The organism is Pseudomonas sp. SG20056 (assembly GCF_031764535.1).
In the GTDB taxonomy this organism is placed as follows: domain Bacteria; phylum Pseudomonadota; class Gammaproteobacteria; order Pseudomonadales; family Pseudomonadaceae; genus Aquipseudomonas.
In genome coordinates, this window is sequence record NZ_CP134499.1 from 2,749,773 (window position 1) to 2,774,050 (window position 24,278).

Consider the following 24,278-nt stretch of genomic DNA (forward strand, 5'->3'; position numbering starts at 1 on the left):
GCCAGCATCGCTCATGGAACGAGCTCGATCGCCAAATAAAATTAGAGAGCCCTGAGTAGGAGATTGCCTGTGGAACGCGAATTTATGGAATTCGACGTCGTCATCGTCGGCGCCGGCCCTGCTGGTTTGTCCGCCGCCTGCCGACTGAAGCAGAAAGCCGCCGAAGCCGGCAAAGAAATCAGCGTCTGCGTGGTCGAAAAAGGCTCCGAAGTCGGCGCACACATTCTTTCCGGTGCGGTGTTCGAGCCGCGCGCATTGAATGAACTGTTCCCTGATTGGAAAGAGCTCGGCGCCCCGCTGAACACTCCGGTCAAGCGCGATGACATCTACGTGCTCAGCAATGCCGAGAAGGCCACCAAGGTTCCGGACTTCTTCGTGCCCAAGACCATGCACAACCATGGCAACTACATCATTTCCCTGGGCAATCTGTGCCGCTGGCTGGCACAACAGGCCGAGAACCTTGGCGTAGAAATCTACCCAGGCTTCGCCGCTCAGGAAGCGCTGATCAACGAAGAAGGCGCGGTCTACGGCATTCTCACTGGTGATCTGGGTGTTGACCGCGAAGGCCACCCAAAAGAGGGTTACTACACCCCAGGCATGGAACTGCGTGCCAAGTACACGCTGTTCGCCGAAGGCTGCCGCGGCCATATCGGCAAGCAGCTGATCAAGAAATTCAACCTCGACTCCGAAGCCGATGCTCAGCATTACGGCATCGGTATCAAGGAAATCTGGGACATCGACCCGGCCAAGCACGAGCAAGGCCTGGTTGTGCACACCGCTGGCTGGCCGCTGGACATCGTCGCTAAAGAAAACACCGGCGGCTCCTTCCTCTATCACCTGGAAAACAATCAGGTGGTCGTCGGCCTGATCGTCGACCTGTCTTACAGCAACCCGCATCTGTCACCGTTCGATGAGTTCCAGCGCTACAAGCACCACCCGGTGATCGCCCAGTACCTGGAAGGCGGCAAACGCGTAGCCTATGGCGCTCGCGCCCTGGCTAAAGGCGGCATCAACTCGCTACCGAAGATGGTCTTCAACGGCGGCGCCCTGATCGGTTGCGACCTCGGCACAATGAACGTGGCCAAGATCAAAGGCAGCCACACCGCCATGAAGTCCGGCATGCTCGCTGCTGAGGCTGTGGCTGACGCACTGTTTGCAGGCAAGGAAGGTGGCGACCAGCTGACCGGCTACGTCGATGCATTCAAGGCCAGCTGGCTGTACGACGAACTGTTCCGCACCCGTAACTTCGCTCCAGCAATGCACAAGTTCGGCCCACTAATGGGTGCTGGCTTCAACTGGCTGGATCAGAACATCTTCGGCGGCAAACTGCCCTTCACCCTGCATGACACCAAGCCGGATTACGCCTGCCTGAAGCCGGCTGCTGAAACGCAGAAGATCAGCTACCCGAAACCCGATGGTAAGCTCAGCTTCGACAAGCTCAGCTCGGTATTCCTCTCCAACACCAACCATGAAGAGGAACAACCCTGCCACCTGAAGCTCACCGACCCAAGCATTCCGCTGAGCAAGAACCTGCCCATGTACGACGAACCGGCGCAACGCTACTGCCCGGCCGGCGTATACGAGGTGGTGACCAAGGAAGACGGCGAGCAGAAGTTCCAGATCAACGCACAGAACTGCGTGCACTGCAAAACCTGTGACATTAAGGACCCTGCCCAGAACATTACCTGGGTGGCCCCTGAAGGCACCGGCGGGCCTAACTACCCCAACATGTAAGACGCAAAAAAGGCTCCCTCGGGAGCCTTTTTTATTGCGCTGAATACAACCGCCAGCGGGAGAGCCGATCAGTCCGGCTGCGGCCCGATCGGGAAAAATTCCCCCCCGCTCCAAACACCCAGCCAGCTCTTGCCATCGATCTCGCGTGGCACCGCCAGCTCAACCAACTGGTAGAACACATTGCGATGGATCAACGCCTCAAGATTGCTGCGCACATGCACATAGGGCGCTGGCTCTTCAGTCAGAACGTCGAGTTCGACCCGCAGCGGATGTTCGCTGCCGGCGACCACCTCATCCTCGACATTGGTGACAAAACGCAGCACCTGCGCCTCACCCTCGCCATCCACTTGCAGACTGACCGCGACAAAAGGCGCGTCATCCACCTGAATGCCGACCATCTCTACCGGCGTTACCAGCACGTACTTGTCGTCGTCACGCCGAATGATGGTGGAAAACAGCTTGACCATCGGCTTGCGGCCAATCGGCGTCCCCATGTAATACCAGGTGCCATCGCGGGCGATGCGCATGTCGATATCGCCACAGAACTCCGGGTGCCAGAGGTGCACCGGTGGCAACCCCTTGCCCTCGCCTTTGGGTATCTGCGCCAGCAGGTCGCCGGCCTTACCTGTATCAGTCATCATTCAATGCCCCAAGCCCAACAAACGCCGCGCGTAATCCTGCAGCGCCGGACCGATCAGATCCTCCGGCTTGGCATCATAAAGCGTCAGGAAGCCTCCGCGACTACGAATGCGCGCCGTATCGACCAAATAACGGGTATTGGTTTCGATCAGCATCAATTGAATGACCCCACGATCAGTCCCCAGCCGATCCAGTGCCTCCTGATCTTCCCACTCCTCCACCGTGCCGATACGGTCATCGGCATAGGCGAAGCGGCTGTACAGCAGGTAATGCGCACCCGCCTCACGCGCCTGCGCCAACGACTCTTCCAGGCCTAGCGGCGCCTTGGCGCGGCGCACCATGGGGAAATACTCGATAAAGCCCTTGTAGGCTTCCTCAGCCACCACATTGGGCCGCGGATAGGCACCACCCGGCGGCACGAAATGCCCCTGAGCGATATAGATGAAAGAGTCGGCTTGCAAACGCCACGGACTGGAGCGACGCGTCTGGCTATGGTCAAGCACGCCGACATCGCGCAATTGATAAATCGCCTCATCCGCCAGATCACTGGCCTTCATGCAGCCGCCCAGCAGCAATAAACTCATTATCAACAACAGACTACGCATCATGCCTCTCCCGCTGCCGGTGACAGAAAACCGGCGGATAGCGCCTAGATGCAGATTTCACGCCACCTGCTGCGCATCAAAGCCCACGCTGCCACTCCTGACGCAACCGCGCCTGTTGCGGCTGCTCGATGGCCTGCCGCACCTGTGCCAGCAGGCGCTGTTTGTCAGCGCCAAGAGTGCCCTTGAGCACCAGATAGTTGGAGGCATGGTCACTGCGAAATACCGTATCGCGCAGCTCCAACCCCTGTAGCAGACGCTCCACTTCCACAAACAGCTGCTGCTGACCGAGCGGCTGGAAATCGGCAAAACCTTCGCGAAACCGCGCCTCACCTGTAGGAAAACTCACTACCAGGGTCGAGAGAAACTCCGGCTGCGCCTCATTCATCAGACGCGCCGAGTTATCCGCGTGCTGCTCACTCAAGACCGTCCCACCCAGACCATTGAGGATCATCACCGAGCGGGTGATGCCGGCCTGCCCGAGCTTGTCCAGCGCACTAAGGCTGGACTCATAACTCTCGCCCTTATTGACCCACGCCAGCACCTCGTCATCACCCGACTCGCAACCGACATACGCCATGCGCAAGCCGGCGTCAGCCAGCTCCTTGAGCTCATCCACCGACTTCTTACGCAGATTGCGCGGCAGGCAATAACTCGATACCCGCTCAACCTCAGGCATGTGCTCGCGAATCGCCTGCAGAATGGTCAACAAGCGCCGTGTCGGCAGCACCAAGGCGTCACCATCGGCTAGAAAAACCCGCTGCACGATCATCTTTTCGCCGGTCAGGCGAATCTCGTCGAGCACCTGCGCCTCATCGCGGGCGCGGAATTTCTTCTGTTCCTGAGTGTACATTTCACAGAACGTGCACTTATTCCAGGAGCAACCATTGGTCACCGGCAGAATCAGCGAATGGGCTTCGCTGGGCGGCCGGAACACCGGCTCGATATAGCTGATGGGGAAATCTTGCATGCTCTTTCACTCGACACAGAGGGCGATCTCAGCCGCCAATAATCTTCATCACGGTTGCACCGCCGGAGAACGCCACATCCTGCTTATCACCCAGCGCCTTGACCAATAGCCCCTGCAACGCTGGTAAGGCCTGGTGGCGAGGCTTGGCGAGCAGATCGCCGACATAATGACGATTGCTCGATGACAGGCAACCATGCAGCCAACCGGTCGAAGACAAGCGCAGGCGCGAGCAGGTGCGGCAGAACGGCACGCTTTCATTGGCAATCACGCCGAAATGGCCGACGCCGGGAATGGCGTAACGCAGCGCTGTGGCGTCTAGCGCAGCGTGGGCCTGGACATAGTCGTAGCGGCTACCGATCAGCTCCAGCAGCTCGGGCATGCCGACAAACTGGCGCTGAAACCCGTTGCTGTCACGGGCCAAATGGCCCATGCGCATCAGTTCGATAAAGCGCAGCTCGAAGCCATTGGCCAGGCAGTAGTCGAGCAGTGGCAGCACCTGATCAAGGTTCTGCCCACGCAACGGCACCATGTTGACCTTGATCTGCATCCCTGCCGCGCGCGCTTGCTGTAGGCCATCGAGCACTGCCGCCAGATCGCCGCCACGGGCAATGGTGCGGAATGCCGCAGGGTCGAGGGTGTCCAGGGAAATATTCAAGCGGCGGATGCCGCATTCGAGCAACAACGGCAGCTTGCGCGCCAGCAGCTGGCCATTGCTGGTTAAGCTGATATCGGCCAAGCCGAGCTGGCTGACGCCGCGCAAAAAAGCGTCGAGCTTGGGACTGACCAGTGGCTCACCACCGGTGATGCGCAAGCGCTCAATACCGGCGGCTTCGATCAGATAAGCCACACCACGCAGCATGGCCTCGGCCGAGAGCTCGTCCTGCGCAGCTACCAGCCGCTTACCATCGGGTACGCAGTAGGTGCAGGCATAGTTGCAGGCGGCGGTCAGGCTGACGCGCAGATTGCGGAAGCGCCGGCCTTGGCGGTCAACGATCATACGCGTCTCCAGCAAAAGTAAGCGCCGAGTATAGGGGCGCCGCCAGCGCAGCAGACTGCTTATCCACGCGCTGAATACCTCAGCTAGCCGGGGTGTCGCCCTCACGCTTGCGCTTGTTGCCCATGCGCACGCCGATGTCCATGAGGAACTGGAAGAAACCTTCCTGATCTTCCAGCACATTGCTCCAGAACGGCGAGTGGTACAGCGCCACGGCACCGTGCACCAGCGCCCAGGCAGCGCAGTAATGGAAATACGGCGGAACGTCTTCCAGCTTACCTTCGGCGATACGGCCCTTGATCAGCTGGGTCAGGCGCTCGAAGTTGGAGGCACGAATCTTATGCAGCTGTTCGACCATCTCCGGCACCTGGTTGCCTTTGACCACTTTCTCTTCGAGGCGGTCGAACAGGCGATAGCGCTGTGGGTCGCGCATGCGGAATTCGAAATAAGCACGCGAAAGGGCTTCCTTATCGCGATCGACATCCGCCGAGTGCAGCAACTCGTTGAGGTCGCGCTCGTAGTCGAGCATCAGGCGCAGGTAGATCTCCGCCTTGGATTTGAAATGCTTGTAGATGGTGCCTTTACCAATACCAACCGTGTCGGCAATCATCTCCACAGTCACGCTGTCTTCACCCTGGTCGAGGAAGAGTTTCAGTGCTGTGTCGAGAATTTCCTGTTCGCGGCGGCGAAACTCACGGACCTTGCGGGGTTCTTTATGCATAAAAGGACTACGGGGTCAAAAAAACGAAGGCGCGTATTATGCCTAACTAACGGCAAATTGCACGGATCATCCGACCATGTACGCAGTTCATGACGCGTTTCCGCAACTTCCTGGCCTGCGCTATCTGAACCACGCAGCCGTTTCTCCCTGGCCGCAACGGGCCGTCGATGCGGTCAGTCGTTTTGCCATCGAGAACGCACAAACCGGTGCCCGCGACTACGCAAACTGGCTTCAGGTCGAGCGGCGCCTACGCGAGCGCTTGCAGCGCATGCTTAACGCGCCCTCCCATAGCGACATAGCGCTGGTGAAAAACACCTCCGAAGCGCTGTCTTTCGTCGCCTTCGGCCTGGATTGGCGGCCAGGCGATCAGGTGGTAATCAGCGATGAAGAGTTCCCCTCCAACCGGATTGTCTGGGAAGCGCTCGCCCCGCAGGGCGTCGAGGTGGTACAGGTCAATCTGCATCAGGGCGATGCCGAAGCCGCCCTGCTCGCCGCCTGCGGTCCGCGCTCCCGGCTGATGGCGATCAGTGCGGTGCAGTACGCCAGCGGCCTGCGCTTGGATCTGCCGCGCTTGGGCCAGGGCTGCCAGGCGCGCAGCGTGCTGCTGTGCATCGACGCGATCCAGCAGCTCGGCGCCCTGCCCTTCGATGTACAGGCCAGCCAATGCGCCTTTGCCATGGCCGACGGCCATAAATGGTTGCTCGGCCCGGAAGGCCTTGGGGTGTTCTATTGCCGCAGCGACCTGCGTGCGCAGCTCAAATTGCATGAGTACGGTTGGCATATGCTCGAACATGCCGGCGACTACCAGCGCACCAGTTGGGAACCCGCCCGCAGCGCTCGGCGTTTTGAATGCGGTAGCCCGAACATGCTCGGTGCGATGGCTCTGGAGGCCAGCCTGTCGCTGCTGGAAGAAGTGGGCATGACGGCGGTCGAAAACGCCTTGCAGGAGCGCATGCAGTGGCTGCTGGATGGGCTGGGCAATATCCCCGGCGCGCACCTGCACAGCGCCGTAAAGCGCCAGCAACGCGCCGGCATCCTGACCTTTAGCCTGGATGGCTGGGACAATTCGGCATTGTTCAGTCAACTGAAACAGCAGCAGGTGATCTGTGCGCAACGCGGCGCGGGTATCCGCCTATCGCCTCATTTCTACACAGAACCTCGGGTTATTGAAGAGACACTGTCTCTGCTGCAGCAGCTGGCGACTGCTTGAGGACTCAGCAGCGCGATCTGTATTCCAAATCCGTTTAAGAATGCCGGCAAACGGCCTGGACGTTCGGCAATCTTCACCAATACTGAGCAGTACTGGTGTGCGGCGTATCCCCCAAGCGCCCCGCCAGGCAAGGTACCGTGGACCGCGTACCTTGATTTACTCCTAATGGTCTTAACCCGGTCTCATCCCCCAGAGCCCGGGTTTTTTTTGCCCGCAGTTTTTTGGTAGCTGTTATCAAACCACACGGGCCAGCGGAAACAGGCGCTTGAAATTGGCCGTGGTCTGCTCCGCCAACTGCTCAAAGCTCACGCCACGCAGCACCGCCAGGTACTCGGCCACATCGCGCACGTACTCCGGCAGGTTCGGTTTGCCGCGATGCGGGATCGGCGCCAGATACGGCGAATCGGTTTCCACCAGCAAGCGGTCAGCAGGCACTTGGCGCGCCACTTCACGCAGCGCTTCGGCATTACGGAACGTAACGATGCCGGACAGGGAAATATAGAAGCCGATATCCAGTGCGGCCTTGGCCATTTCCCAATCTTCGGTAAAGCAGTGCAGCACACCGGCTTGCGGCAGCGCCGCTTCACGCAGCAGCGCCAGGGTGTCGGCACGCGCCTCGCGGGTATGTACGATCACCGGCTTGCCGGTCATCCGCGCGACATCCAGGTGCAAGCGGAAGGATGCCTGCTGCAGCGCTGCAGACTCAGGCTCGTAGTGATAGTCCAGGCCGGTTTCGCCGATGGCCACCACCTGCGGGTGGTTCAATTCGCCGAGCAGCCAATCCAGCGCAGGCGCCGCACCGGGCTCAAGGTCCAGCGGGTGCACACCGACCGAGCAATCGACATCGGCATAGCGCTCAGCCAGGCCTTTGACCGCCGCGGCATTATCGGCGCTGACGCCGATGCACAGAAAATGACCAACGCCGCGCGCGCGCGCAGCATCCAGCGCCGCATCGAGTGAACCGCCATGGGCGGCCAGATCAAGGCGATCAAGGTGACAGTGGGAATCAACCAGCATGGGGAACAATCACTTGAGAAGCGGTGCCAAAGAGCGGGCACCGTGATACGGAGGAAAAACCAGTTACATGGTGTGAGTCGGGCGATCCGACGTCAGTGCACCGGCCAGGTAGGTTTCGATCTTGTTGCGCGCGGTGTTGTCGCCATCATTGAACTGCACACCCACACCGGCAGCGCGGTTGCCCTGGGCACCCTTGGGGGTGATCCAGACCACCTTGCCGGCGACCGGAATCTTTTCCGGCTCATCCATCAGGTTGAGCAGCATGAACACTTCATCACCAAGCTTGTAGCTCTTGTTGGTTGGAATAAACAGGCCGCCGTTCTTGATAAAGGGCATGTAAGCGGCATAGAGCACGGATTTGTCTTTGATGGTCAGCGACAAAATTCCGTTACGCGGGCCCAAGTTAGGAGGCAGACTCATGCGGCATTCCTGATTTTATTCACTTAATGGCCGATTCTAGCCCGGTCCGGGCAGGCTTGCCCACTGCACCAGCAAGGCTTCGAGAAGCAAGACACGGTTAAGGTTAGCCTTGCCGAGGACTTTTTGACGCTGCGCCAGCAACCAATCCTGCATGCTCAGCACTTTCGCCTGCGGGGCTTTCTCCGCCAGATACTGCACCACCTTGCGCATATCGGTTTGCCCGAGGCCGTCTTCATCACGGGTCAGTTGGTAGCGAAGCATCAGCTGCGACCACTGGCAGAACCAGTCGAACAGCAACTGCAGGGACACCGCATTCCAGCTTTCGGCCAGCTGGCTGGGGGCAATCTGCTGTTTAAGCAGCTTCTTCACCCCCTCAACCACCTGTGCACGCTGCGCGATAACGCCCTGCTCATGCATTTTCAGCGCGGCCAACGGCGAGCCAGCGGCAAGGAACAGCAACTCGCGGTGTTCTTCGCCACTACAGCCTGGTAAAGCCTGCGCTAACCACGCCAGGCTCATGGCTTCACTCGGCAACGGGCAGGCCTGTTGCACACAGCGACTCTTCACCGTAGGCAGCAAACGGCTGGGCTGATGGCTGATCAACAGCAATACGGTATTGCCAGAGGGCTCCTCAAGGCTTTTCAGCAAGGCGTTGGCGGCGTTGACGTTCATCGACTCAGTCGGCTCGACCAGCACCACTTTGCGCCCCGCCAGTTGCGAGGTCTGCACCACAAAGCTGACGAGATCGCGCACCTGATCCACCTTGATCGCCTTGTCAGCCTCTTCCGGCTCCAGGATGTAGTTATCCGGGTGGGTACCGGCTGCCAGCAGATAGCAGGACTTGCACTGGCCACAGGCATCCAGGCCATTGGGCTGCTGACACAACAAGCGCGCCATCAGCCGCTCAGCCAGCGCGCGCTTGCCGATACCCGCAGGGCCGTGCAGCAGATAAGCATGGGCATGGTGGCTACGGCCAGCCAGCTGCTGCCAAAGTGCATCCTGCCAGGGGTAAGCGTCAGCCACGCTGCAGCTCCAGCAGCTGTGGCAGCAATGCGTCCAGTGCCTGCTGCACCTCGCTCAAGGATTGCGCGGCATCCAGAATACGGTAGCGCTGCGGCTGCTCAGCTGCGCGACGCAGATAAGCCTGGCGCACGGCATCGAAAAACTGCCGGCCCTCCTGCTCGAAACGGTCCAGCCGACCGCGTGCCGCTGCGCGGGCCAGACCCACTTCAACCGGTAGATCGAACACCAGGGTCAGGTCCGGGCGAAGTGAGCCCTGAACAAACTCTTCCAGCAAGGCGATACGTACCTCGGATAGCCCCCGACCACCGCCCTGATAGGCGTAAGTTGCATCGGTAAACCGGTCACAGAGCACCACCGCGCCACGGGCCAAGGCCGGACGGATCACCTGCGCCAGGTGCTGGGCGCGCGCGGCAAACACCAGCAGCAGCTCGGTGTCGGCCGCCATCGGTTCATCGCTGGGCGCCAGCAGCAACTCGCGCACCCGCTCAGCCAGTGGCGTGCCACCCGGCTCACGGGTCAGCAGCACATCAATACCCTGCTCACGCAGGCGCTCAGCCAGGTAATCACGATTGGTGCTCTTGCCTGCGCCTTCCGGGCCTTCCAGGGTGATAAACAAACCGCTCACAGGCTGTCCTTACTGATTATTGGGCACGACTGGGGCCGGGCTCGAACGATAATCCGCCCGGCGCTTGAGCTGATACTCACGCACGGCCCGGTTGTGCTGCTCAAGGGTATTGGAAAATACATGGCTGCCATCGCCACGGGCAACGAAATACAGGCTGCTGCCGGCCACCGGGTTCAGCGCCGCATGGATCGCCTCGCGACCCACCAGGGCGATGGGCGTCGGCGGCATGCCGTCGATGGTATAGGTGTTGTAGGCCGTGGGCTGACGCAGATCATCACGGGTGATGCGGCCGTTGTAGCGCTCGCCCATGCCGTAGATCACAGTCGGGTCGGTTTGCAGGCGCATGCCGATGCGCAGACGCCGCACAAAGACCCCGGCAATTTCGCCGCGCTCTTGCGGCACGCCGGTTTCCTTCTCGATCATCGAGGCCATGATCAGCGCGTCATAAGGTTCTTTGTACGGCAGATCCTTGGCCCGCTGCGCCCATTCCTCGGCCAACACCTGCTCTAACCGCGCATGCGCCTGTTTAAGCAGCTCAAGATCGCTCATGCCACGCACAAAACTGTAGGTATCGGGGAAGAAACGCCCTTCCGGATTCAAACCCGGCAGGCCAAGCTTGCTCATCAGCTCAGCATCGCTCAGCTCGTTCAAGGTCAGCTCAAGGCGTGTTTCACGCGCCAGCGCCGCACGCACCTGACGGAAATTCCAGCCCTCAACCAGCGTCAGGTTGTATTGCAGCACTTCACCGCGTCGCCATTGGCCGAGCATGTCCAGCGCTGTAGCGCCGGGGGTCAGGCGATACTCGCCACTGTGCAGCGGTTGATTGCGTAGATTGAAGCGCCAGTAAAGGCGTAGCCAGAAGGCCTGATCAAGGATGCCGTCGGCCTCAAGACGATTAAGCACGCCACCCGGCGTCGCACCTGCTGGCACATCCACTAGGTACTCTTCAGTGAGGTTCAGAGGCTGATGCAGCGCTGCATGCTGTTGCCAGGCGGCAAATGCGACCAGTAGGCCAGCCAGCAGCACACCGCCTTCCAGCAGCAGCAAAATTTTGCGTATCACGAATCAGCAGTCCAGTAGATCGCGGGCAATGGCCTGCAGTTTACGGGTGAGCGGGCCGACCGGCCAGTCGTGTGCGAGTAAAGCGCGAACTGGCCACACGCCATAGACGCTGTTGCACAGCATGACCTCATCAGCCGCCAGCAATTCGGCGTAGCTGATATCCCGTACCTGGCACTCGATCCCCAGCGCAGCCGCTTGGACCAGCAGCTCGGCGCGCATTACACCAGCCACCCCACAACGTGACAGGTCAGCGGTAATCAGCACGCCGCCACTGACCAGCAACAGGTTGCTGTAAACGCCCTCGATCACCCGGCCGCCGGTATCCAACATCAGGCCTTCGGCATGTTCGGCGTCCTGCCACTCGCTGCGCGCCAACACCTGTTCCAGTCGATTGAGGTGTTTTAGCCCCGCCAGCAACGGCTGCTCAGCCAAACGCGTAACGCAGGCAAACAGACGCACGCCCTGTTCGGCATAGGCTTCGGGATAAACCGGCTTCGCGGCCGCCTGCAGCAGCACGCGAGGCTGGGCGGGCTGTGGCGGTGCATAGCCACGCTGCCCATCGCCCCGAGTAAGAATCAGCTTGGCCACACCGTCACCCAGCTGCTGACCGAAGGCCAGCAGTTGGGCACGCACAACGGGGAGATCGAGAGGAATTTTCAGCCGCACACAGCCTTCGGCCAACCGGGTCAGATGGCGCTCCAGCAGAACCGGCTGCCCGGCATTTACAGCGATGGTCTCAAATAACCCATCGCCGTAGGCCAGGCCGCGATCCTTGATGGACAGCAGCTCGGCCGGCTGGCCATCGACCCAGCTCAGCATCAACCGGCGAACCGGCGGAACACCAGCGAGCCGTTGGTGCCACCAAAGCCAAAGGAGTTGGACAGTACTACGTCCAGCGCCATGGCCTTGGCCTGGTGCGCGACGAAGTCCAGATCACAGCCTTCGTCCGGGTTATCCAGATTGATGGTGGGCGGCGCCACCTGGTCACGCAGCGCGAGGATGCTGAAGATTGCCTCCACCGCGCCGGCAGCACCGAGCAAGTGACCGGTCATGGATTTGGTCGAGCTAACGGCCAGCTTGTAAGCATGCTCGCCGAATACCGACTTCACCGCCGCCACTTCAGCCTTGTCACCAGCAGAGGTTGAGGTGCCATGGGCGTTGATGTACTGCACCTGCTCAGGATTCAGCCCGGCATCGCGCAATGCATTGGTCATGCAGCGTGCCGCGCCTGCGCCATCTTCCGGTGGCGAAGTCATATGGTAAGCGTCGCCGCTCATGCCAAAGCCGATCAACTCGGCATGGATGGTCGCACCACGCGCCTTGGCGTGCTCCAGCTCTTCCAGCACCAGGGCACCGGCACCGTCGGACAGCACAAAGCCATCGCGATCTTTATCCCATGGACGACTGGCCCTGGCCGGCTCGTCATTGCGGGTCGACAGCGCACGAGCAGCACCGAAACCGCCCATACCCAGGCCGCAGGCCGCCATTTCGGCGCCGCCTGCAACCATTACATCGGCCTCGCCAAACATGATGTTGCGTGCCGCCATGCCGATGCAGTGCGTGCCTGTGGTGCAGGCCGTGGCGATGGCGTAGTTAGGCCCCTGCAACCCCAGATGGATCGACAGGAAGCCGGAAATCATATTGATGATCGAGCCAGGCACGAAGAACGGCGAGATGCGCCGCGGTCCTTGCTCGTGCAGCGACTTGCAGTTGTTCTCGATATTAGTCAGGCCGCCGATACCGGAGCCCATGGCCACGCCAATGCGCTCACGGTTGGCATCGGTGACTTCCAGACCGGAGTTGCGCATCGCCTGAAAACTGGCAGCGAGGCCGTACTGGATAAACAGATCGAGCTTGCGCGCCTCTTTGGCGGACAAGTATTCCTCGACGTTGAAGCCCTTTACCGCACCACCAAAACGCGTGGAAAAAGCGGAAAGATCCATATGTTCAAGCAGGCCAATGCCACTGCGGCCAGCCAAAATGCCCTGCCAGCTACTCGGCACATCGTTACCCAATGGCGACAGCATGCCCATACCGGTAACCACGACGCGTCTACGCGACACAGCAATCTCCTTTTCTAGTTATCAACGCCTGGAAAGCGCTTAAAGAAAAGCCGCACGCCTGATGAAGGGAGTGCGGCTTTTCCGAGTCGGGATCCGACGATTACGTTTTACGCGTGAGCGGTAACGTAGTCGATCGCTTCCTGAACGGTGGTGATCTTCTCGGCTTGTTCGTCCGGGATCTCGGTCTCGAATTCTTCCTCGAGAGCCATCACCAGCTCAACGGTGTCAAGAGAGTCGGCACCCAGGTCTTCAACGAAGGAAGCGCTGTTGGTTACTTCCTCTTCTTTGACGCCCAGTTGCTCGGCAACGATTTTCTTGACGCGTTCTTCGATGGTGCTCATACGTTGTTCTCACTCCTAATGGGACAAATCTTGGCCACTGTTCTGCGGCCAAGTGTATAGAAAGGGTTTTTAGCATTTCAAGCTGAATGCCGGGTGCCCCACAAACACTTCAACGACCTGCCTACAAACCTGTTGCAGCTTTATAACGGATTTTAGACAGCATCTATGACAGTTTTCTGAAGCCATCCGTCACATTCAGCTCATGTACATCCCGCCGTTCACAGGGATAGTAGCGCCTGTAACGTAAGCCGCGCCATCAGAAGCGAGGAAAGCGACCACTTTTGCGATCTCTTCAGCCTGCCCCAAACGACCCAACGGAATCTGTGTCAGCAGCGCATCACGCTGCGCATCCGGCAGTTCACGGGTCATATCGGTGTCGATAAAGCCCGGCGCCACGGCGTTCACGGTAATCGCCCGCGAACCCACCTCACGCGCCAATGCACGCCCAAAACCTTCGAGACCAGCCTTGGCAGCTGCATAGTTGACCTGCCCAGCGTTGCCCATGGCACCCACCACCGAACCGATGTTGATGATGCGCCCGTAGCGTGCCTTGGTCATACCCCGCAGCACGGCTTTGGTCAGCCGGTAGAGGCTGCTCAGGTTGGTGTTGATGACATCAAACCACTCGTCATCTTTCATGCGCAGCATCAGGTTATCGCGTGTGATACCGGCGTTATTGACCAGAATCAACGGCTGACCAAGATGTTGCTGAATATGCTCCAAGGTGCTGGCAACCGATTCGTCATTGCTGACATCCAACACCAGACCGGCACCTTCGATGCCATTAGCCTTCAGGGTTTCCGCGATACGCTCGGCACCCAAAGCAGATGTGGCAGTGCCGATAACCACCGCCCCCTGACGCCCTAGCTCCAGGGCAATGGCCTGGCCAATACCGCGGCTCGCGCCAGTAACCAATGCAACCTTACCTTGCAGGCTCATATCGTTTCTCCTTAATCAGACCAGGGCCACGTTCGCAGCAGCGAAGGCGTCCGGGGTGTCCAGGTTATGGGTATTGATGCCTTTGACGCAGCGCTTGTTCAAACCAGACAACACCTTGCCCGGACCGCACTCAACCAGATCCGTCACGCCTTGCGTAGACAGGCAGACGATCGACTCCACCCAACGCACCGGGCTGTACAACTGAGCCAGCAGGTCGCGCTTGAGCCCTTCCAGATCAGTCACTGCCGCAGCGCTGACGTTCTGCACCAGAGCAATTTTCGGAGCCTGCCAGTCAATTGCCGCTACTGCTTCGGCAAAGCGCTCAGCCGCAGGGCGCATCAGCGCGCAGTGCGACGGCACGCTAACCGGCAATGGCATCGCACGCTTGGCGCCACGCGCCTTGCACGCCTCAATGGCACGTTCAACGGCAGCCGCGCCACCGGCGATAACCACCTGACCTGGCGCATTGAAATTCACTGCGCTGACCACTTCACCCTGCGCAGCTTCGGCGCAAGCAGCCAGTACATCAGCATCTTCCAGACCGAGAATCGCTGCCATGCCGCCCTGCCCGGCTGGAACAGCCTGCTGCATCAGCTGGCCGCGATGCTCGACCAACTTGACCGCGGCAGCCAGCGACAAGCTGCCCGCAGCGACCAGCGCCGAGTATTCACCCAGGCTGTGCCCGGCAACAAAAGCCGGACGCGCAGCGCTCTCGGCAAGCCAGGCACGCCACAGCGCGACAGAGGCAGTGAGAATTGCTGGTTGAGTCTTATCAGTTTGATTGAGTTGCTCTTCAGGCCCCTGCTGGGTCAACGCCCAGAGGTCATAACCGAGCGCTTCGGAAGCCTCGGCGAAGGTTTCGAGAATCAGCGGCCGTTGTGCACCATGCTCGGCGAGCATGCTCAGCGACTGGGAACCCTGCCCCGGAAAGACGAATGCGAGAGATGCAGACATGGAAACCTGTTCCTAATGATCGTGATCGTCGGTGATACGCGCTCAGCCTAGCCAAGCGCAAGAAACTGACAGTTGGATGACAGGCTGCACGCTGCGGTCACATTCTAAAGCAGGTGTTCGCCCAGCCGACCATGCAAACGCTGTGGAAGATTTTCTTCAATCTCCCGTAAAGCTCGGCGAATAGCGCTTTTAAAGCCATCAGGCCCAGCCGCACCATGGCTTTTCACCACAATGCCCTGCAGCCCGACAAAACTCGCACCATTGTGCTGCGCCGGGGCCAGTTCGCCCTGCAAACGCCGCAATAGCGGTAACGCCAAAGCCCCAACCATGCGCGCCGCCAGGCTGGACTTGAACTGCGCCTCAATCCGCCCAGCAATCATCGCTGCAAGGCCTTCACTGGACTTGAGCAGGATATTGCCGACAAAACCGTCGCACACCACCACATCAGCCTCACCGCGATACAGCCCATCGCCCTCGACAAAGCCGATGTAGTTCAGGCCTTCCGCTTTCTGCAGCAGATTGGCTGCCAGCTTGACCTGCTGGTTACCCTTGATGTCCTCAGTGCCGACGTTCAGCAGCGCCACACGCGGACGCACTGCACCCAGCGCCTCGGCAGTAACGGAGCCCATCACGGCAAACTGGTAGAGGTGCTCGGCGCTGCAATCGACATTGGCGCCCAGGTCGAGCAGATGACAGAAGCCCGCCTGCGTCGGAATGGCGGTGACCATGGCCGGACGATCAATCCCCGGCAGAGTTTTCAGCACATAACGCGAAAGGGCCATCAACGCCCCGGTATTACCGGCACTGACACAGGCCTGGGCCGCACCACTGCGCAGCAACTCAAGACTGATACGCATCGACGAGTCCGGCTTGCCACGCAGCGCTTGGGCTGGACGCTCGCCCATGGCGATAATCTCACCAGCATGCTCAACGCGCAGACGTGCACGATCGACGCCGGGATAGCGGGCAATCAGAGACTCAAGAAGGGAGGATTGGCCGACGAGGACCAGGTGTAACGAAGGGGATTCAGCCAGACAGGAGACGCAGGCTGGAACAATGCAGTGGGGACCGAAGTCCCCACCCATTGCATCAATCGCGATAAGCGGAGCGGACAAGGATTACTCGTCAGCGCCCTTGTCGATCACTTTGCGACCACGGTAAACGCCTTCTGGCGATACGTGGTGACGCAGGTGGACTTCACCGGTGCTTTTCTCGACCGACAGAGTGCTGGCCTCGAGCGCATCGTGCGAGCGGCGCATGTCACGGGCGGAACGGGATTTTTTGTTCTGCTGAACAGCCATAACTAATTAACTCCTAAACGTTTGGGTCACGCTTTAACTGCGCCAATACACTGAACGGGTTGGACCGCGTTACCTCGTCCTCGCTCGACTCGGGCTCTTCGAGGCCGGTCGGCTGCTGGCAATCTTTAGGGTCATGAGCCGGGACAATGGGCAAGGCGAGCAGAAGCTCCTCCTCAACCAGCGCCAGCAGATCCAATGGGTCTTCACCCAACTCAATCACGTCATAGCCTTGCGGCACTGACTGGGTATTCCCACCCTCTTTCACCACAGCGTAATCACACGCACTGTGGATCGGCAAAGTGACCAGCTCCAGACAACGCTGGCAAACCATCTTGACCTCAACCTCAAGCTCGCTGTGAAAAACCACAGCATTACGCTCGTCGCGCTCGAAGAAAAACTTCGTACGCACCATGCCTTGGTTATCGGCAAGCGGGCCGCAGAGACGCTGCAAATCTGACAGTTGCAGCTCACCTTCGAGGGTGGCGCTGCGATCGGCTAGTTTGCGCGGATCAACGTGAGGTGGAATCGGGCCATTTGACATAGGCGGCGCATTTTAGGGATGCAACCCGCCGCTGTCAAAGGAAATTCGGCCTGTCCAGCATATAGACCGACAGCTAGAATCGCCCAGCATCTGCAAACGACTATATAGAAGGAAATCGCCGTGCCGCCTCTGGTGCTCGCCTCCAGCTCACCCTATCGCCGCGAACTACTCACCCGCCTGCGCTTGCCCTTCACCTGGAGCGCCCCACACATCGACGAATCACGGCGACCTAGTGAAGACGCTGAAGCCCTGGTGCGCCGACTATCACTGGAAAAGGCCCAAGCACTGAGCACTACCCACCCGCAACACCTGATCATCGGCTCAGATCAAGTCGCGGTACTCGGCTCACAGATCATAGGCAAACCACACACCCTGGAGCGCGCGCGCGAGCAGCTAATGGCCGCCAGCGGCAACAGCGTGACCTTTATGACTGGCCTCACCCTGCTTAACAGCGCCACCGGCCAGCAGCAAACCGACTGCATACCCTTCACGGTGCATTTCCGCCCACTCAGCGAAGCGCAGATCATGCGCTACCTGACCGCCGAACAACCCTTCGACTGCGCGGGCAGCTTCAAGGCCGAAGGCCTGGGCATCAGCCTGTTTCGCAGCACAGAAGGCAGCGACAGCAACAGCCTGATCGGCCTGCCACTGATCCGCCTGGTGGACATGCTGCAAGCCAGCGGTATCGATATCCCCTAAAAACAACAAGCCCGATCAATGACCGGGCTTGTTTGCAATAGCTCCAGACCTCAGCGCAATGCCGGCCCCTGGAACCCCATCCACAGGGCAATACGCTCAGCCATACTGGCACCTAAAGTTTTGGCAAACTTATCGAAAGGCGATTCCTGCACCGTGAAGTCGACGATTTCCTTCTCGCCAATCACTTCTCGCGCCACATAGCTTGTATTACCCAAGGCATCGACCAGCCCAAGCTGCAAAGCCTGCTCACCCGACCAAACCAGACCCGAGAACAGCTCAGGATGCTCGGCATCTTTCAAGCGCTCGCCACGCCCCTGCTTAACGCTGGCAATAAACTGACGATGAGTGGTTTCCAGAACACCCTGCCAGAACTTGGTTTCTTCGGCCTTTTGTGGCTGGAACGGGTCGAGAAACGCCTTGTGCTCACCAGAGGTATACACGCGGCGATCCACGCCCAGCTTCTCCATCACCCCCACAAAACCAAAGGTTGCCGCAGTGACACCAATGGAGCCAACCAGGCTGGCTTTGTCGGCATAGATCTCATCAGCCGCACTGGCGATGTAATAGGCACCCGACGCACCCAAATCGGTGATCACTGCATACAGTTTGATCGCCGGGTACTCGGCGCGCAGGCGGCGAATCTCGTCATAGATATAGCCCGACTGCACCGGACTGCCGCCTGGGCTATTGATGCGCAGGATCACGCCCTTGGTGTTGGTATCCTCAAACGCCGCACGCAGACTGCTGACGATATTGTCGGCACTGGCCGATTCCTGATCGGCAATCATCCCGCGCACTTCGATCACCGCAGCATGACCGCCGGTAGTCGCGCCTTTTTTCATCGCCAGCATGGGCGAGAACAACGCCAGCGCACCGAAGATATAAATGAAGGTCAGCAGCTTGAAGAAAATCCCCCAGCGCCGCGCACGACGCTGCTCCTGCACGCCGGCCAGCAGAGTCTTCTCCAGCAGCTGCCAGCTTTTACCGTCGACATCAGCCTCCGCCGACGCCTTCCATTCATCTGCCATGCCAAACCACCTCAACTGACTGATTAGACGCACGCCGACCCAGCCAAGCGCGCAACTCGGTAAAACATTCTATTGCCAGCGTTGGCTGACACTCACGCAACGCCTGCAAAGGCTGCGCACCATAACCCACCGCTACACAATCCATGCCCGCGCGCTGCGCCATCAACAGATCGAAGGATGAGTCACCCACCATCAGCGCCTGACTAGCAGCAACACCGCTTTGCGCCAGAATCTCGTGCAACATCAGCGGATCCGGCTTGCTCGCCGTTTCATCAGCGCAGCGGCTGTAATCGAAATAATCCAGCCAGCCACGATCCGCAAGCACGCGCTGCAAACCATGCCGCCCTTTGCCAGTCGCTACCGCCAGGCGATAACCCTCGGCACGAAACGCCTGCAAACCCTCAGCCACGCCATGAAATAGCGGCGAGGGCTCGGACTCAAGAGCCAGGTAGTTTTCGCTGTAGCTTTGCCGCAAGCGCTGCGCACGAAGCGCATCATGCATATCTGGGTAAAGACAACGAATAGCCTCAGGCAAACCCAAGCCAATAATGCCGCGCACCTGATCATCCGTGCAGCGCGGCAACTCACAGGCATCGGCAGCCATATGCATCGCCGCAACAATCCGACCGATGGAGTCGACCAGCGTGCCGTCCCAATCGAAGATCAGCAGCTGATAGCCACGCTCCTGACAATCACTCACCGAGACGCACCATAGTCCGCGCCCACATTTCATCGACTGGAGCCTCAAGCTTGAGTTGACCACCCTCAGGCAGCGGCACAACCAACTCATAGGCATGCAGAAACAGGCGCTTGCCGCCTAGATCGCGAATTTCCTTGGTGAAATCGTCATCGCCGTATTTGCTGTCACCGGCAATGCAGTGCCCTGCATGCTGTGTATGCACACGAATCTGATGGGTACGCCCGGTGACCGGCTTGGCCTCGACCAAGGTGGCAAACTCGCCGAAGCGGCGCAGCACACGAAAGACGGTCAATGCCTCTTTACCTTCAGGATTGACCTCGACCATGCGCTCGCCGGAACGCAGATTGCTCTTAAGCAGCGGCGCATTAACCTGTTTCTTGGCCGTTGCCCAGTGGCCGCGCACCAACGCCATATAGCGCTTATCCACACCATCGCCCCGCAGGGCTTCGTGCAGGTGGCGCAACATGCTGCGCTTCTTGGCGATCATCAGTAGACCCGACGTATCACGATCCAAGCGATGCACCAACTCCAGGTCCTTGGCATCTGGGCGCAACTGACGGAAGGCCTCAATAACTCCATAATTCAGGCCACTGCCGCCATGCACAGCGATACCTGCCGGCTTATTCAGCACAATCAGCGCCTTGTCTTCATAGACAATCGCCGCCTCTAGGCGCTGCAAAAGCCCTTGCGCAAGCGGCTCGGGCTCATCTCGCTCAGCCAAGCGCAGCGGCGGTACACGAATAATGTCGCCAGCCTGCAGCTTGTACTCAGGCTTGATCCGCCCCTTGTTCACACGCACTTCGCCTTTACGCAAAATCCGGTAAATCAAAGTCTTGGGCACGCCCTTAAGCTGGGTGCGAAGAAAGTTATCAATGCGTTGGCCGGCAAGTTCCGGCGCAACCTCGAGCAGCTGGACGCCGGAGGTTGGAGGGGAAGGATTTGTCATCGCGCAATCATAACAATTTTTTATGGAATTGAAGCACTTAATCATTGCTGCTATAGTCGGGAACGCCGCCAAAAGCGGCCTGGTTTGCGGATGATCGCCAAAACTGCCATCCCCAACCAACGCAACCCATTTGGGACGTGAGGCCGTCCGACGGGTTATTCAACGAAAGAAAAGCCTCCAAGGCTGTGAATAACTCGGAAATAAAGCCTTTAAGCCATGATGCGCAACCTGCCCCTCTGGACGGTTGCGGTAATAGTTAACCCGCTGCGGATTTTCGCGAGCGGCACCCGAGTTTCAGCGATACGTGTAGGGTGGAGATGTACAACTGTTGGTCCGCGTAGCTGCTCGCTTTACCAAGACGCCTCATCTCGTCCGCTACCAACAGCTGATTCCTCCTCCTGACTTAGTGCTTTCTGTTATCACAGCGAGCAGGAGACGTCCGTCGCGGCCCAGCACAATTGGCTGACCGCCGCTAGACACTGGAACGCTTTACGACCGTTCCTGACGCACCTGACACCGACCCCTGAAGTCGTGTGTGCCGAACGCCGCTTCCGCCAGCACCGGAAACCGACGGTACTACATGAAAAGAATGCTGATTAACGCAACTCAGCCCGAAGAGTTGCGTGTTGCCCTGGTAGATGGGCAAAAACTCTACGACCTGGACATCGAGTCCGGCGCCCGTGAGCAGAAAAAATCCAACATCTACAAGGGTAAAATCACCCGCGTAGAGCCTAGCCTCGAAGCCGCTTTCGTCGATTTCGGCTCTGAGCGCCACGGTTTCCTCCCGCTCAAAGAAATCTCCCGCGAATACTTCAGCAAGGCTCCAGAAGGCCGCGTCAATATCAAAGACGTGCTCAAGGAAGGCCAGGAAGTCATCGTTCAGGTCGAGAAAGAAGAGCGTGGCAACAAGGGCGCAGCCCTCACCACCTTTATCAGCCTCGCCGGTCGTTACCTGGTGCTGATGCCGAACAACCCGCGCGCCGGTGGCATCTCTCGTCGGATCGAAGGCGAAGAGCGTAATGAGCTGCGTGAAGCACTGAACGGTCTGGTCGCTCCAAGCGACATGGGCTTGATCGTGCGCACTGCAGGTCTGGGCCGCTCCAGCGAAGAAATGCAGTGGGACCTCGATTACCTGCTGCAACTCTGGACCGCCATCAAAGAAGCTTCGCAAGATCGCGCCGCGCCCTTCCTGATCTACCAGGAAAGCAACGTGATCATCCGCGCCATCCGCGACTACCTGCGCCAGGACATCGGCGAAGTACTGGTCGACAGCATTGAAGCGCAGCAGGAAGCCCTGAGTTTTATCAATCAGGTGATGCCGCAGTACGCCAGCAAGATCAAGCTGTATGAAGACAGCGTGCCGCTGTTCAACCGCTTCCAGATCGAAAGCCAGATCGAAACTGCCTTCCAGCGCGAAGTGAAACTGCCGTCCGGTGGCTCCATCGTCATCGACCCGACCGAAGCCCTGGTGTCGATCGACATCAACTCGGCCCGTGCGACCAAAGGCAGCGACATCGAAGAAACGGCCCTGCAGACCAACCTGGAAGCGGCTGAAGAAATCGCCCGCCAACTGCGTCTACGTGACATCGGCGGCCTGATCGTTATCGACTTCATCGACATGACCCCGGCGAAGAACCAACGCGCCGTCGAAGAAAAAGTCCGTGAAAGCCTGGAAGCCGACCGCGCCCGTGTACAAGTGGGTCGTATCTCGCGCTTCGGCCTGCTGGAAATGTCCCGTCAGCGCCTGCGCCCATCCTTGGGTGAAACCAGCGGCATCGTCTGCCCGCGCTGCAACGGTCAAGGCATCATCCGTGACGTCGAGTCGCTGTCGCTGGCCATTCTGCGCCTGATCGAAGAAGAAGCCCTGAAAGACCGCACCGCCGAAGTTCGCGCACAAGTGCCAATCCCGGTTGCTGCCTTCCTGCTCAACGAAAAGCGCAACTCGATCACCAAGACCGAACTGCGTACCCGCGCCCGCATCGTGATCATTCCGAACGATCATCTGGAAACGCCGCACTTCGAAGTGCAGCGCATCCGTGACGACAGCCCGGAAGCTCAATCCACCCAATCCAGCTATGAAATGGCTGTAGTTGAAGTGGAAGAAGAAAAGCAGGCAGCCGCAACTCGCACCCTGGTTCGCCAGGAAGCCGCGATCAAGACTGCTCCGCAGCGCACCGCACCGACGCCCGCTGAAGCCGTCGCTGCACAGCCGGCTGTCGCTGCCGAGCCAAGCCTGTTCAAAGGCCTGGTCAAGTCGCTGGTAAGCCTGTTCGCCGGCAAGGAAGAAGAAAAACCTGCCGTCATCGAGAAGAAGACCAGCGAACGCCCACAGCGTAGCGATGAGCGTCGCAACGGTCGCCAGCAGAACCGCAACCGTGGCGGTCGCAACAACGAAGACCGCAAACCACGCGAGGATCGTGGCCCACGTGAAGAGCGCGCACCACGCGAAGAGCGTCAGCCACGTGCAGCCCGTGAGGAACGCGCACCGCGCGAAGAGCGTGCACCACGTGAAGAACGCAGCCCACGCGATGTCGTAGAAGTTCGCGAGCCCCAGGAAGTGCGTCAATCGCGCCCACCGCGCGAAGAGCGTCAGCAGCGCGACCGCAAGCCGCGTGAAGAACGCCAGCCACGTGAACTGCGTGAGCCGCTGGATGCAGCACCCGGCGATAGCGCTACCGTCAGCGAAGAAGCCCGCGCCGAACGCCCGCAACGCGAACCGCGCCAGCCGCGCCCACCGCGTGAAGAGCGCCAGCCGCGCGCCGAACAGGCAGCAGCTGCCAGTGACGAAGCAGCACTGAACGCTGAAGAAGCACTGCAAGACGATGAACAGGAAGGCAGCGAAGGTGGTGATCGCCCACGTCGCCGCTCCCGTGGCCAGCGCCGCCGCAGCAATCGTCGCGAGCGCCAGAACGATGCCAATGGCAACCCGATTGAAGGCAGCGAAGAAGGCGCAGAAGCCCCAGCCGATGCTGACAACGCAGTAGCTGCAGCAGCAGTAACCGCCGCCGTTATCGCTAACACGGACGCAACCGCCCAAGCGAACGCTGAAGCAGCACCTGTAGTTGTCGAGCAGGAACAGCCACGCGAAGCCGCTGCAACTGAAGCGCCACAAGCCGTTGTTGAGACCGTAGTTGTAGAAGCAGTAAGCAGCCCGGCTGTCGAAGTCAGCGAAGCGCCTGTATATGCCGCCGAAGCCAGCGAAACTGCACCAGCACCTGTTGTTGTAGAGGCTCCAGCCCCGGTTGCAGAGGTTGTTGACGCGCCAGCTGTAGTTACCGCACCCAAGCCGGTTGCCGAAGCCGCTGTAGCTGAAGTTGTGGCAGTTGAAGCCGCACCTGCACCTGCAGTCGCTGTCAGCAGCACCGGTCGCGCACCTAACGATCCGCGCGAAGTGCGCCGTCGTCAGCGTGAAGCCGAGCGTCTCGCCCGCGAAGCCGCCGAAGCACCAGCAGCTGCCGTACAGGTTGAAGCTGCTGCACCAGTGGCTGAAGAGCCGGTTGCTGAAGCCGTAGTTGAAACTGCAGCCGAAGCACCTGCGAGCATCGATGCCGTCGAGCCCAAGGCCGAAACCGCATCGCAAGTAGAAGCAGAAGTAAGCCAGGAGCCGCAAAGCTCACTGTTTACTGAAGTAGAAGCTGACGAGCAGGATAAAGAAGCGGTCAAACCGCAGGTCTGATCCGCTAGGCAATAAAAAGGGGATGCTTCGGCATCCCCTTTTGCGTTGTAGCTTTTATTACAGTGCGATCAAT

25 protein-coding genes are annotated in these 24,278 nt (G+C 59.5%); 4 read left to right on the forward strand and 21 right to left on the reverse strand.

Annotation, left to right across the window (positions count from 1 at the left end):
- The first annotated feature begins 69 nt into the window (after positions 1-69).
- Complete coding sequence (locus RHP75_RS13130; RefSeq protein WP_311088564.1) at positions 70-1,734, forward strand: electron transfer flavoprotein-ubiquinone oxidoreductase; 1,665 nt, start codon at positions 70-72, stop codon at positions 1,732-1,734.
- Positions 1,735-1,802: 68 nt separating this feature from the next.
- Here the strand turns inward: RHP75_RS13130 and RHP75_RS13135 are convergent, their stop codons facing one another.
- The 5 genes from RHP75_RS13135 to RHP75_RS13155 all read right to left on the reverse strand — a co-directional run bounded on the left by RHP75_RS13135 (position 1,803) and on the right by RHP75_RS13155 (position 5,660).
- Positions 1,803-2,372 carry a DUF1285 domain-containing protein gene (locus RHP75_RS13135; RefSeq protein ID WP_311091936.1) on the reverse strand — a complete coding sequence of 190 codons (570 nt, stop codon included), beginning with the start codon at positions 2,370-2,372 and terminating at the stop codon, positions 1,803-1,805.
- Positions 2,373-2,375: 3 nt separating this feature from the next.
- Positions 2,376-2,978, reverse strand: a complete 603-nt coding sequence (locus RHP75_RS13140; RefSeq protein ID WP_311088565.1) for a DUF4823 domain-containing protein — start codon at positions 2,976-2,978, stop codon at positions 2,376-2,378.
- Positions 2,979-3,054: 76 nt separating this feature from the next.
- On the reverse strand, positions 3,055-3,945 hold the full coding sequence (locus RHP75_RS13145) for a radical SAM protein (protein WP_311088566.1): 891 nt from the start codon (positions 3,943-3,945) through the stop codon (positions 3,055-3,057).
- 28 nt (positions 3,946-3,973) lie between these two features.
- A complete protein-coding gene (locus RHP75_RS13150) occupies positions 3,974-4,942 on the reverse strand; it encodes a radical SAM protein (RefSeq protein ID WP_311088567.1) in 969 nt (322 codons plus the stop codon).
- A gap of 79 nt (positions 4,943-5,021) precedes the next feature.
- Entirely contained in the window at positions 5,022-5,660 is a 639-nt protein-coding gene (locus tag RHP75_RS13155) for a TetR/AcrR family transcriptional regulator (RefSeq protein ID WP_090247979.1), read from the reverse strand.
- 76 nt (positions 5,661-5,736) lie between these two features.
- Between RHP75_RS13155 and RHP75_RS13160 the strand changes: the two genes are divergently transcribed.
- Complete coding sequence (locus RHP75_RS13160) at positions 5,737-6,870, forward strand: aminotransferase class V-fold PLP-dependent enzyme (RefSeq protein WP_311088568.1); 1,134 nt, start codon at positions 5,737-5,739, stop codon at positions 6,868-6,870.
- 234 nt (positions 6,871-7,104) lie between these two features.
- Here RHP75_RS13160 and RHP75_RS13165 read toward each other — a convergent pair whose 3' ends face one another.
- The 13 genes from RHP75_RS13165 to RHP75_RS13225 all read right to left on the reverse strand — a co-directional run bounded on the left by RHP75_RS13165 (position 7,105) and on the right by RHP75_RS13225 (position 17,156).
- Entirely contained in the window at positions 7,105-7,887 is a 783-nt protein-coding gene (locus RHP75_RS13165; RefSeq protein WP_311088569.1) for a TatD family hydrolase, read from the reverse strand.
- A 63-nt stretch (positions 7,888-7,950) separates the two neighbouring features.
- The gene (locus RHP75_RS13170) at positions 7,951-8,307 is read right to left on the reverse strand and encodes a PilZ domain-containing protein (protein WP_090238100.1); all 357 of its coding nucleotides are present in this window, start codon (positions 8,305-8,307) and stop codon (positions 7,951-7,953) included.
- A 36-nt stretch (positions 8,308-8,343) separates the two neighbouring features.
- Positions 8,344-9,330: a DNA polymerase III subunit delta' gene (locus RHP75_RS13175; RefSeq protein ID WP_311088570.1), complete on the reverse strand. Its 987-nt coding sequence runs from the start codon at positions 9,328-9,330 to the stop codon at positions 8,344-8,346.
- Complete coding sequence (tmk, locus tag RHP75_RS13180; protein ID WP_311088571.1) at positions 9,323-9,955, reverse strand: dTMP kinase; 633 nt, start codon at positions 9,953-9,955, stop codon at positions 9,323-9,325. Before tmk ends, RHP75_RS13175 begins: the two co-directional genes overlap by 8 nt.
- Positions 9,956-9,964: 9 nt before the next feature.
- Positions 9,965-11,017, reverse strand: coding sequence for an endolytic transglycosylase MltG (gene mltG / locus RHP75_RS13185; protein ID WP_311088572.1), 1,053 nt, complete (start codon positions 11,015-11,017; stop codon positions 9,965-9,967).
- A gap of 3 nt (positions 11,018-11,020) precedes the next feature.
- Positions 11,021-11,836: an aminodeoxychorismate lyase gene (gene pabC, locus RHP75_RS13190; RefSeq protein WP_311088573.1), complete on the reverse strand. Its 816-nt coding sequence runs from the start codon at positions 11,834-11,836 to the stop codon at positions 11,021-11,023.
- Positions 11,836-13,080 carry a beta-ketoacyl-ACP synthase II gene (fabF, locus tag RHP75_RS13195; protein WP_311088574.1) on the reverse strand — a complete coding sequence of 415 codons (1,245 nt, stop codon included), beginning with the start codon at positions 13,078-13,080 and terminating at the stop codon, positions 11,836-11,838. Before fabF ends, pabC begins: the two co-directional genes overlap by 1 nt.
- A gap of 107 nt (positions 13,081-13,187) precedes the next feature.
- Positions 13,188-13,421, reverse strand: a complete 234-nt coding sequence (gene acpP / locus RHP75_RS13200; protein WP_058066290.1) for an acyl carrier protein — start codon at positions 13,419-13,421, stop codon at positions 13,188-13,190.
- A gap of 195 nt (positions 13,422-13,616) precedes the next feature.
- Entirely contained in the window at positions 13,617-14,360 is a 744-nt protein-coding gene (fabG, locus tag RHP75_RS13205; protein WP_311088576.1) for a 3-oxoacyl-ACP reductase FabG, read from the reverse strand.
- A gap of 15 nt (positions 14,361-14,375) precedes the next feature.
- A complete protein-coding gene (gene fabD / locus RHP75_RS13210; protein ID WP_311088577.1) occupies positions 14,376-15,314 on the reverse strand; it encodes an ACP S-malonyltransferase in 939 nt (312 codons plus the stop codon).
- A 104-nt stretch (positions 15,315-15,418) separates the two neighbouring features.
- The gene (gene plsX, locus RHP75_RS13215; protein WP_409079651.1) at positions 15,419-16,429 is read right to left on the reverse strand and encodes a phosphate acyltransferase PlsX; all 1,011 of its coding nucleotides are present in this window, start codon (positions 16,427-16,429) and stop codon (positions 15,419-15,421) included.
- Positions 16,430-16,432: 3 nt separating this feature from the next.
- Positions 16,433-16,615 (reverse strand): 50S ribosomal protein L32, encoded by a 183-nt coding sequence (gene rpmF / locus RHP75_RS13220; protein ID WP_003245185.1) that lies wholly within the window; start codon positions 16,613-16,615, stop codon positions 16,433-16,435.
- Positions 16,616-16,628: 13 nt separating this feature from the next.
- The gene (locus tag RHP75_RS13225; RefSeq protein WP_160015464.1) at positions 16,629-17,156 is read right to left on the reverse strand and encodes a YceD family protein; all 528 of its coding nucleotides are present in this window, start codon (positions 17,154-17,156) and stop codon (positions 16,629-16,631) included.
- 120 nt (positions 17,157-17,276) lie between these two features.
- Between RHP75_RS13225 and RHP75_RS13230 the strand changes: the two genes are divergently transcribed.
- Complete coding sequence (locus RHP75_RS13230) at positions 17,277-17,855, forward strand: nucleoside triphosphate pyrophosphatase (RefSeq protein WP_311088580.1); 579 nt, start codon at positions 17,277-17,279, stop codon at positions 17,853-17,855.
- 50 nt (positions 17,856-17,905) lie between these two features.
- Here the strand turns inward: RHP75_RS13230 and sppA are convergent, their stop codons facing one another.
- The 3 genes from sppA to rluC are packed head-to-tail and all read right to left on the reverse strand — an operon-like array spanning position 17,906 to position 20,529.
- Positions 17,906-18,883 carry a signal peptide peptidase SppA gene (sppA, locus tag RHP75_RS13235; protein WP_311088581.1) on the reverse strand — a complete coding sequence of 326 codons (978 nt, stop codon included), beginning with the start codon at positions 18,881-18,883 and terminating at the stop codon, positions 17,906-17,908.
- Entirely contained in the window at positions 18,873-19,583 is a 711-nt protein-coding gene (locus RHP75_RS13240; protein WP_311088582.1) for an HAD-IA family hydrolase, read from the reverse strand. Before RHP75_RS13240 ends, sppA begins: the two co-directional genes overlap by 11 nt.
- Complete coding sequence (gene rluC / locus RHP75_RS13245; protein WP_311091938.1) at positions 19,576-20,529, reverse strand: 23S rRNA pseudouridine(955/2504/2580) synthase RluC; 954 nt, start codon at positions 20,527-20,529, stop codon at positions 19,576-19,578. Before rluC ends, RHP75_RS13240 begins: the two co-directional genes overlap by 8 nt.
- A 580-nt stretch (positions 20,530-21,109) precedes the next feature.
- On the opposite strand from rluC, the gene rne reads away from it, so the two are divergent.
- Positions 21,110-24,205 (forward strand): ribonuclease E, encoded by a 3,096-nt coding sequence (gene rne / locus RHP75_RS13250; RefSeq protein ID WP_311088583.1) that lies wholly within the window; start codon positions 21,110-21,112, stop codon positions 24,203-24,205.
- Positions 24,206-24,278 lie beyond the last annotated feature (73 nt).

Bases quoted from the DNA above. Each gene is read 5' to 3' on its own strand.
- RHP75_RS13135 (WP_311091936.1), bottom strand. From the start codon at position 2,372: ATGACTGATACAGGTAAGGCCGGCGACCTGCTGGCGCAGATACCCAAA.
- RHP75_RS13140 (WP_311088565.1), bottom strand. From the start codon at position 2,978: ATGCGTAGTCTGTTGTTGATAATGAGTTTATTGCTGCTGGGCGGCTGC.
- RHP75_RS13145 (WP_311088566.1), bottom strand. From the start codon at position 3,945: ATGCAAGATTTCCCCATCAGCTATATCGAGCCGGTGTTCCGGCCGCCC.
- RHP75_RS13150 (WP_311088567.1), bottom strand. From the start codon at position 4,942: ATGATCGTTGACCGCCAAGGCCGGCGCTTCCGCAATCTGCGCGTCAGC.
- RHP75_RS13155 (WP_090247979.1), bottom strand. From the start codon at position 5,660: ATGCATAAAGAACCCCGCAAGGTCCGTGAGTTTCGCCGCCGCGAACAG.
- RHP75_RS13160 (WP_311088568.1), top strand. From the start codon at position 5,737: ATGTACGCAGTTCATGACGCGTTTCCGCAACTTCCTGGCCTGCGCTAT.
- RHP75_RS13165 (WP_311088569.1), bottom strand. From the start codon at position 7,887: ATGCTGGTTGATTCCCACTGTCACCTTGATCGCCTTGATCTGGCCGCC.
- RHP75_RS13170 (WP_090238100.1), bottom strand. From the start codon at position 8,307: ATGAGTCTGCCTCCTAACTTGGGCCCGCGTAACGGAATTTTGTCGCTG.
- pabC (WP_311088573.1), bottom strand. From the start codon at position 11,836: ATGCTGAGCTGGGTCGATGGCCAGCCGGCCGAGCTGCTGTCCATCAAG.
- acpP (WP_058066290.1), bottom strand. From the start codon at position 13,421: ATGAGCACCATCGAAGAACGCGTCAAGAAAATCGTTGCCGAGCAACTG.
- fabG (WP_311088576.1), bottom strand. From the start codon at position 14,360: ATGAGCCTGCAAGGTAAGGTTGCATTGGTTACTGGCGCGAGCCGCGGT.
- fabD (WP_311088577.1), bottom strand. From the start codon at position 15,314: ATGTCTGCATCTCTCGCATTCGTCTTTCCGGGGCAGGGTTCCCAGTCG.
- rpmF (WP_003245185.1), bottom strand. From the start codon at position 16,615: ATGGCTGTTCAGCAGAACAAAAAATCCCGTTCCGCCCGTGACATGCGC.
- RHP75_RS13225 (WP_160015464.1), bottom strand. From the start codon at position 17,156: ATGTCAAATGGCCCGATTCCACCTCACGTTGATCCGCGCAAACTAGCC.
- sppA (WP_311088581.1), bottom strand. From the start codon at position 18,883: ATGGCAGATGAATGGAAGGCGTCGGCGGAGGCTGATGTCGACGGTAAA.
- rluC (WP_311091938.1), bottom strand. From the start codon at position 20,529: ATGACAAATCCTTCCCCTCCAACCTCCGGCGTCCAGCTGCTCGAGGTT.
- rne (WP_311088583.1), top strand. From the start codon at position 21,110: ATGAAAAGAATGCTGATTAACGCAACTCAGCCCGAAGAGTTGCGTGTT.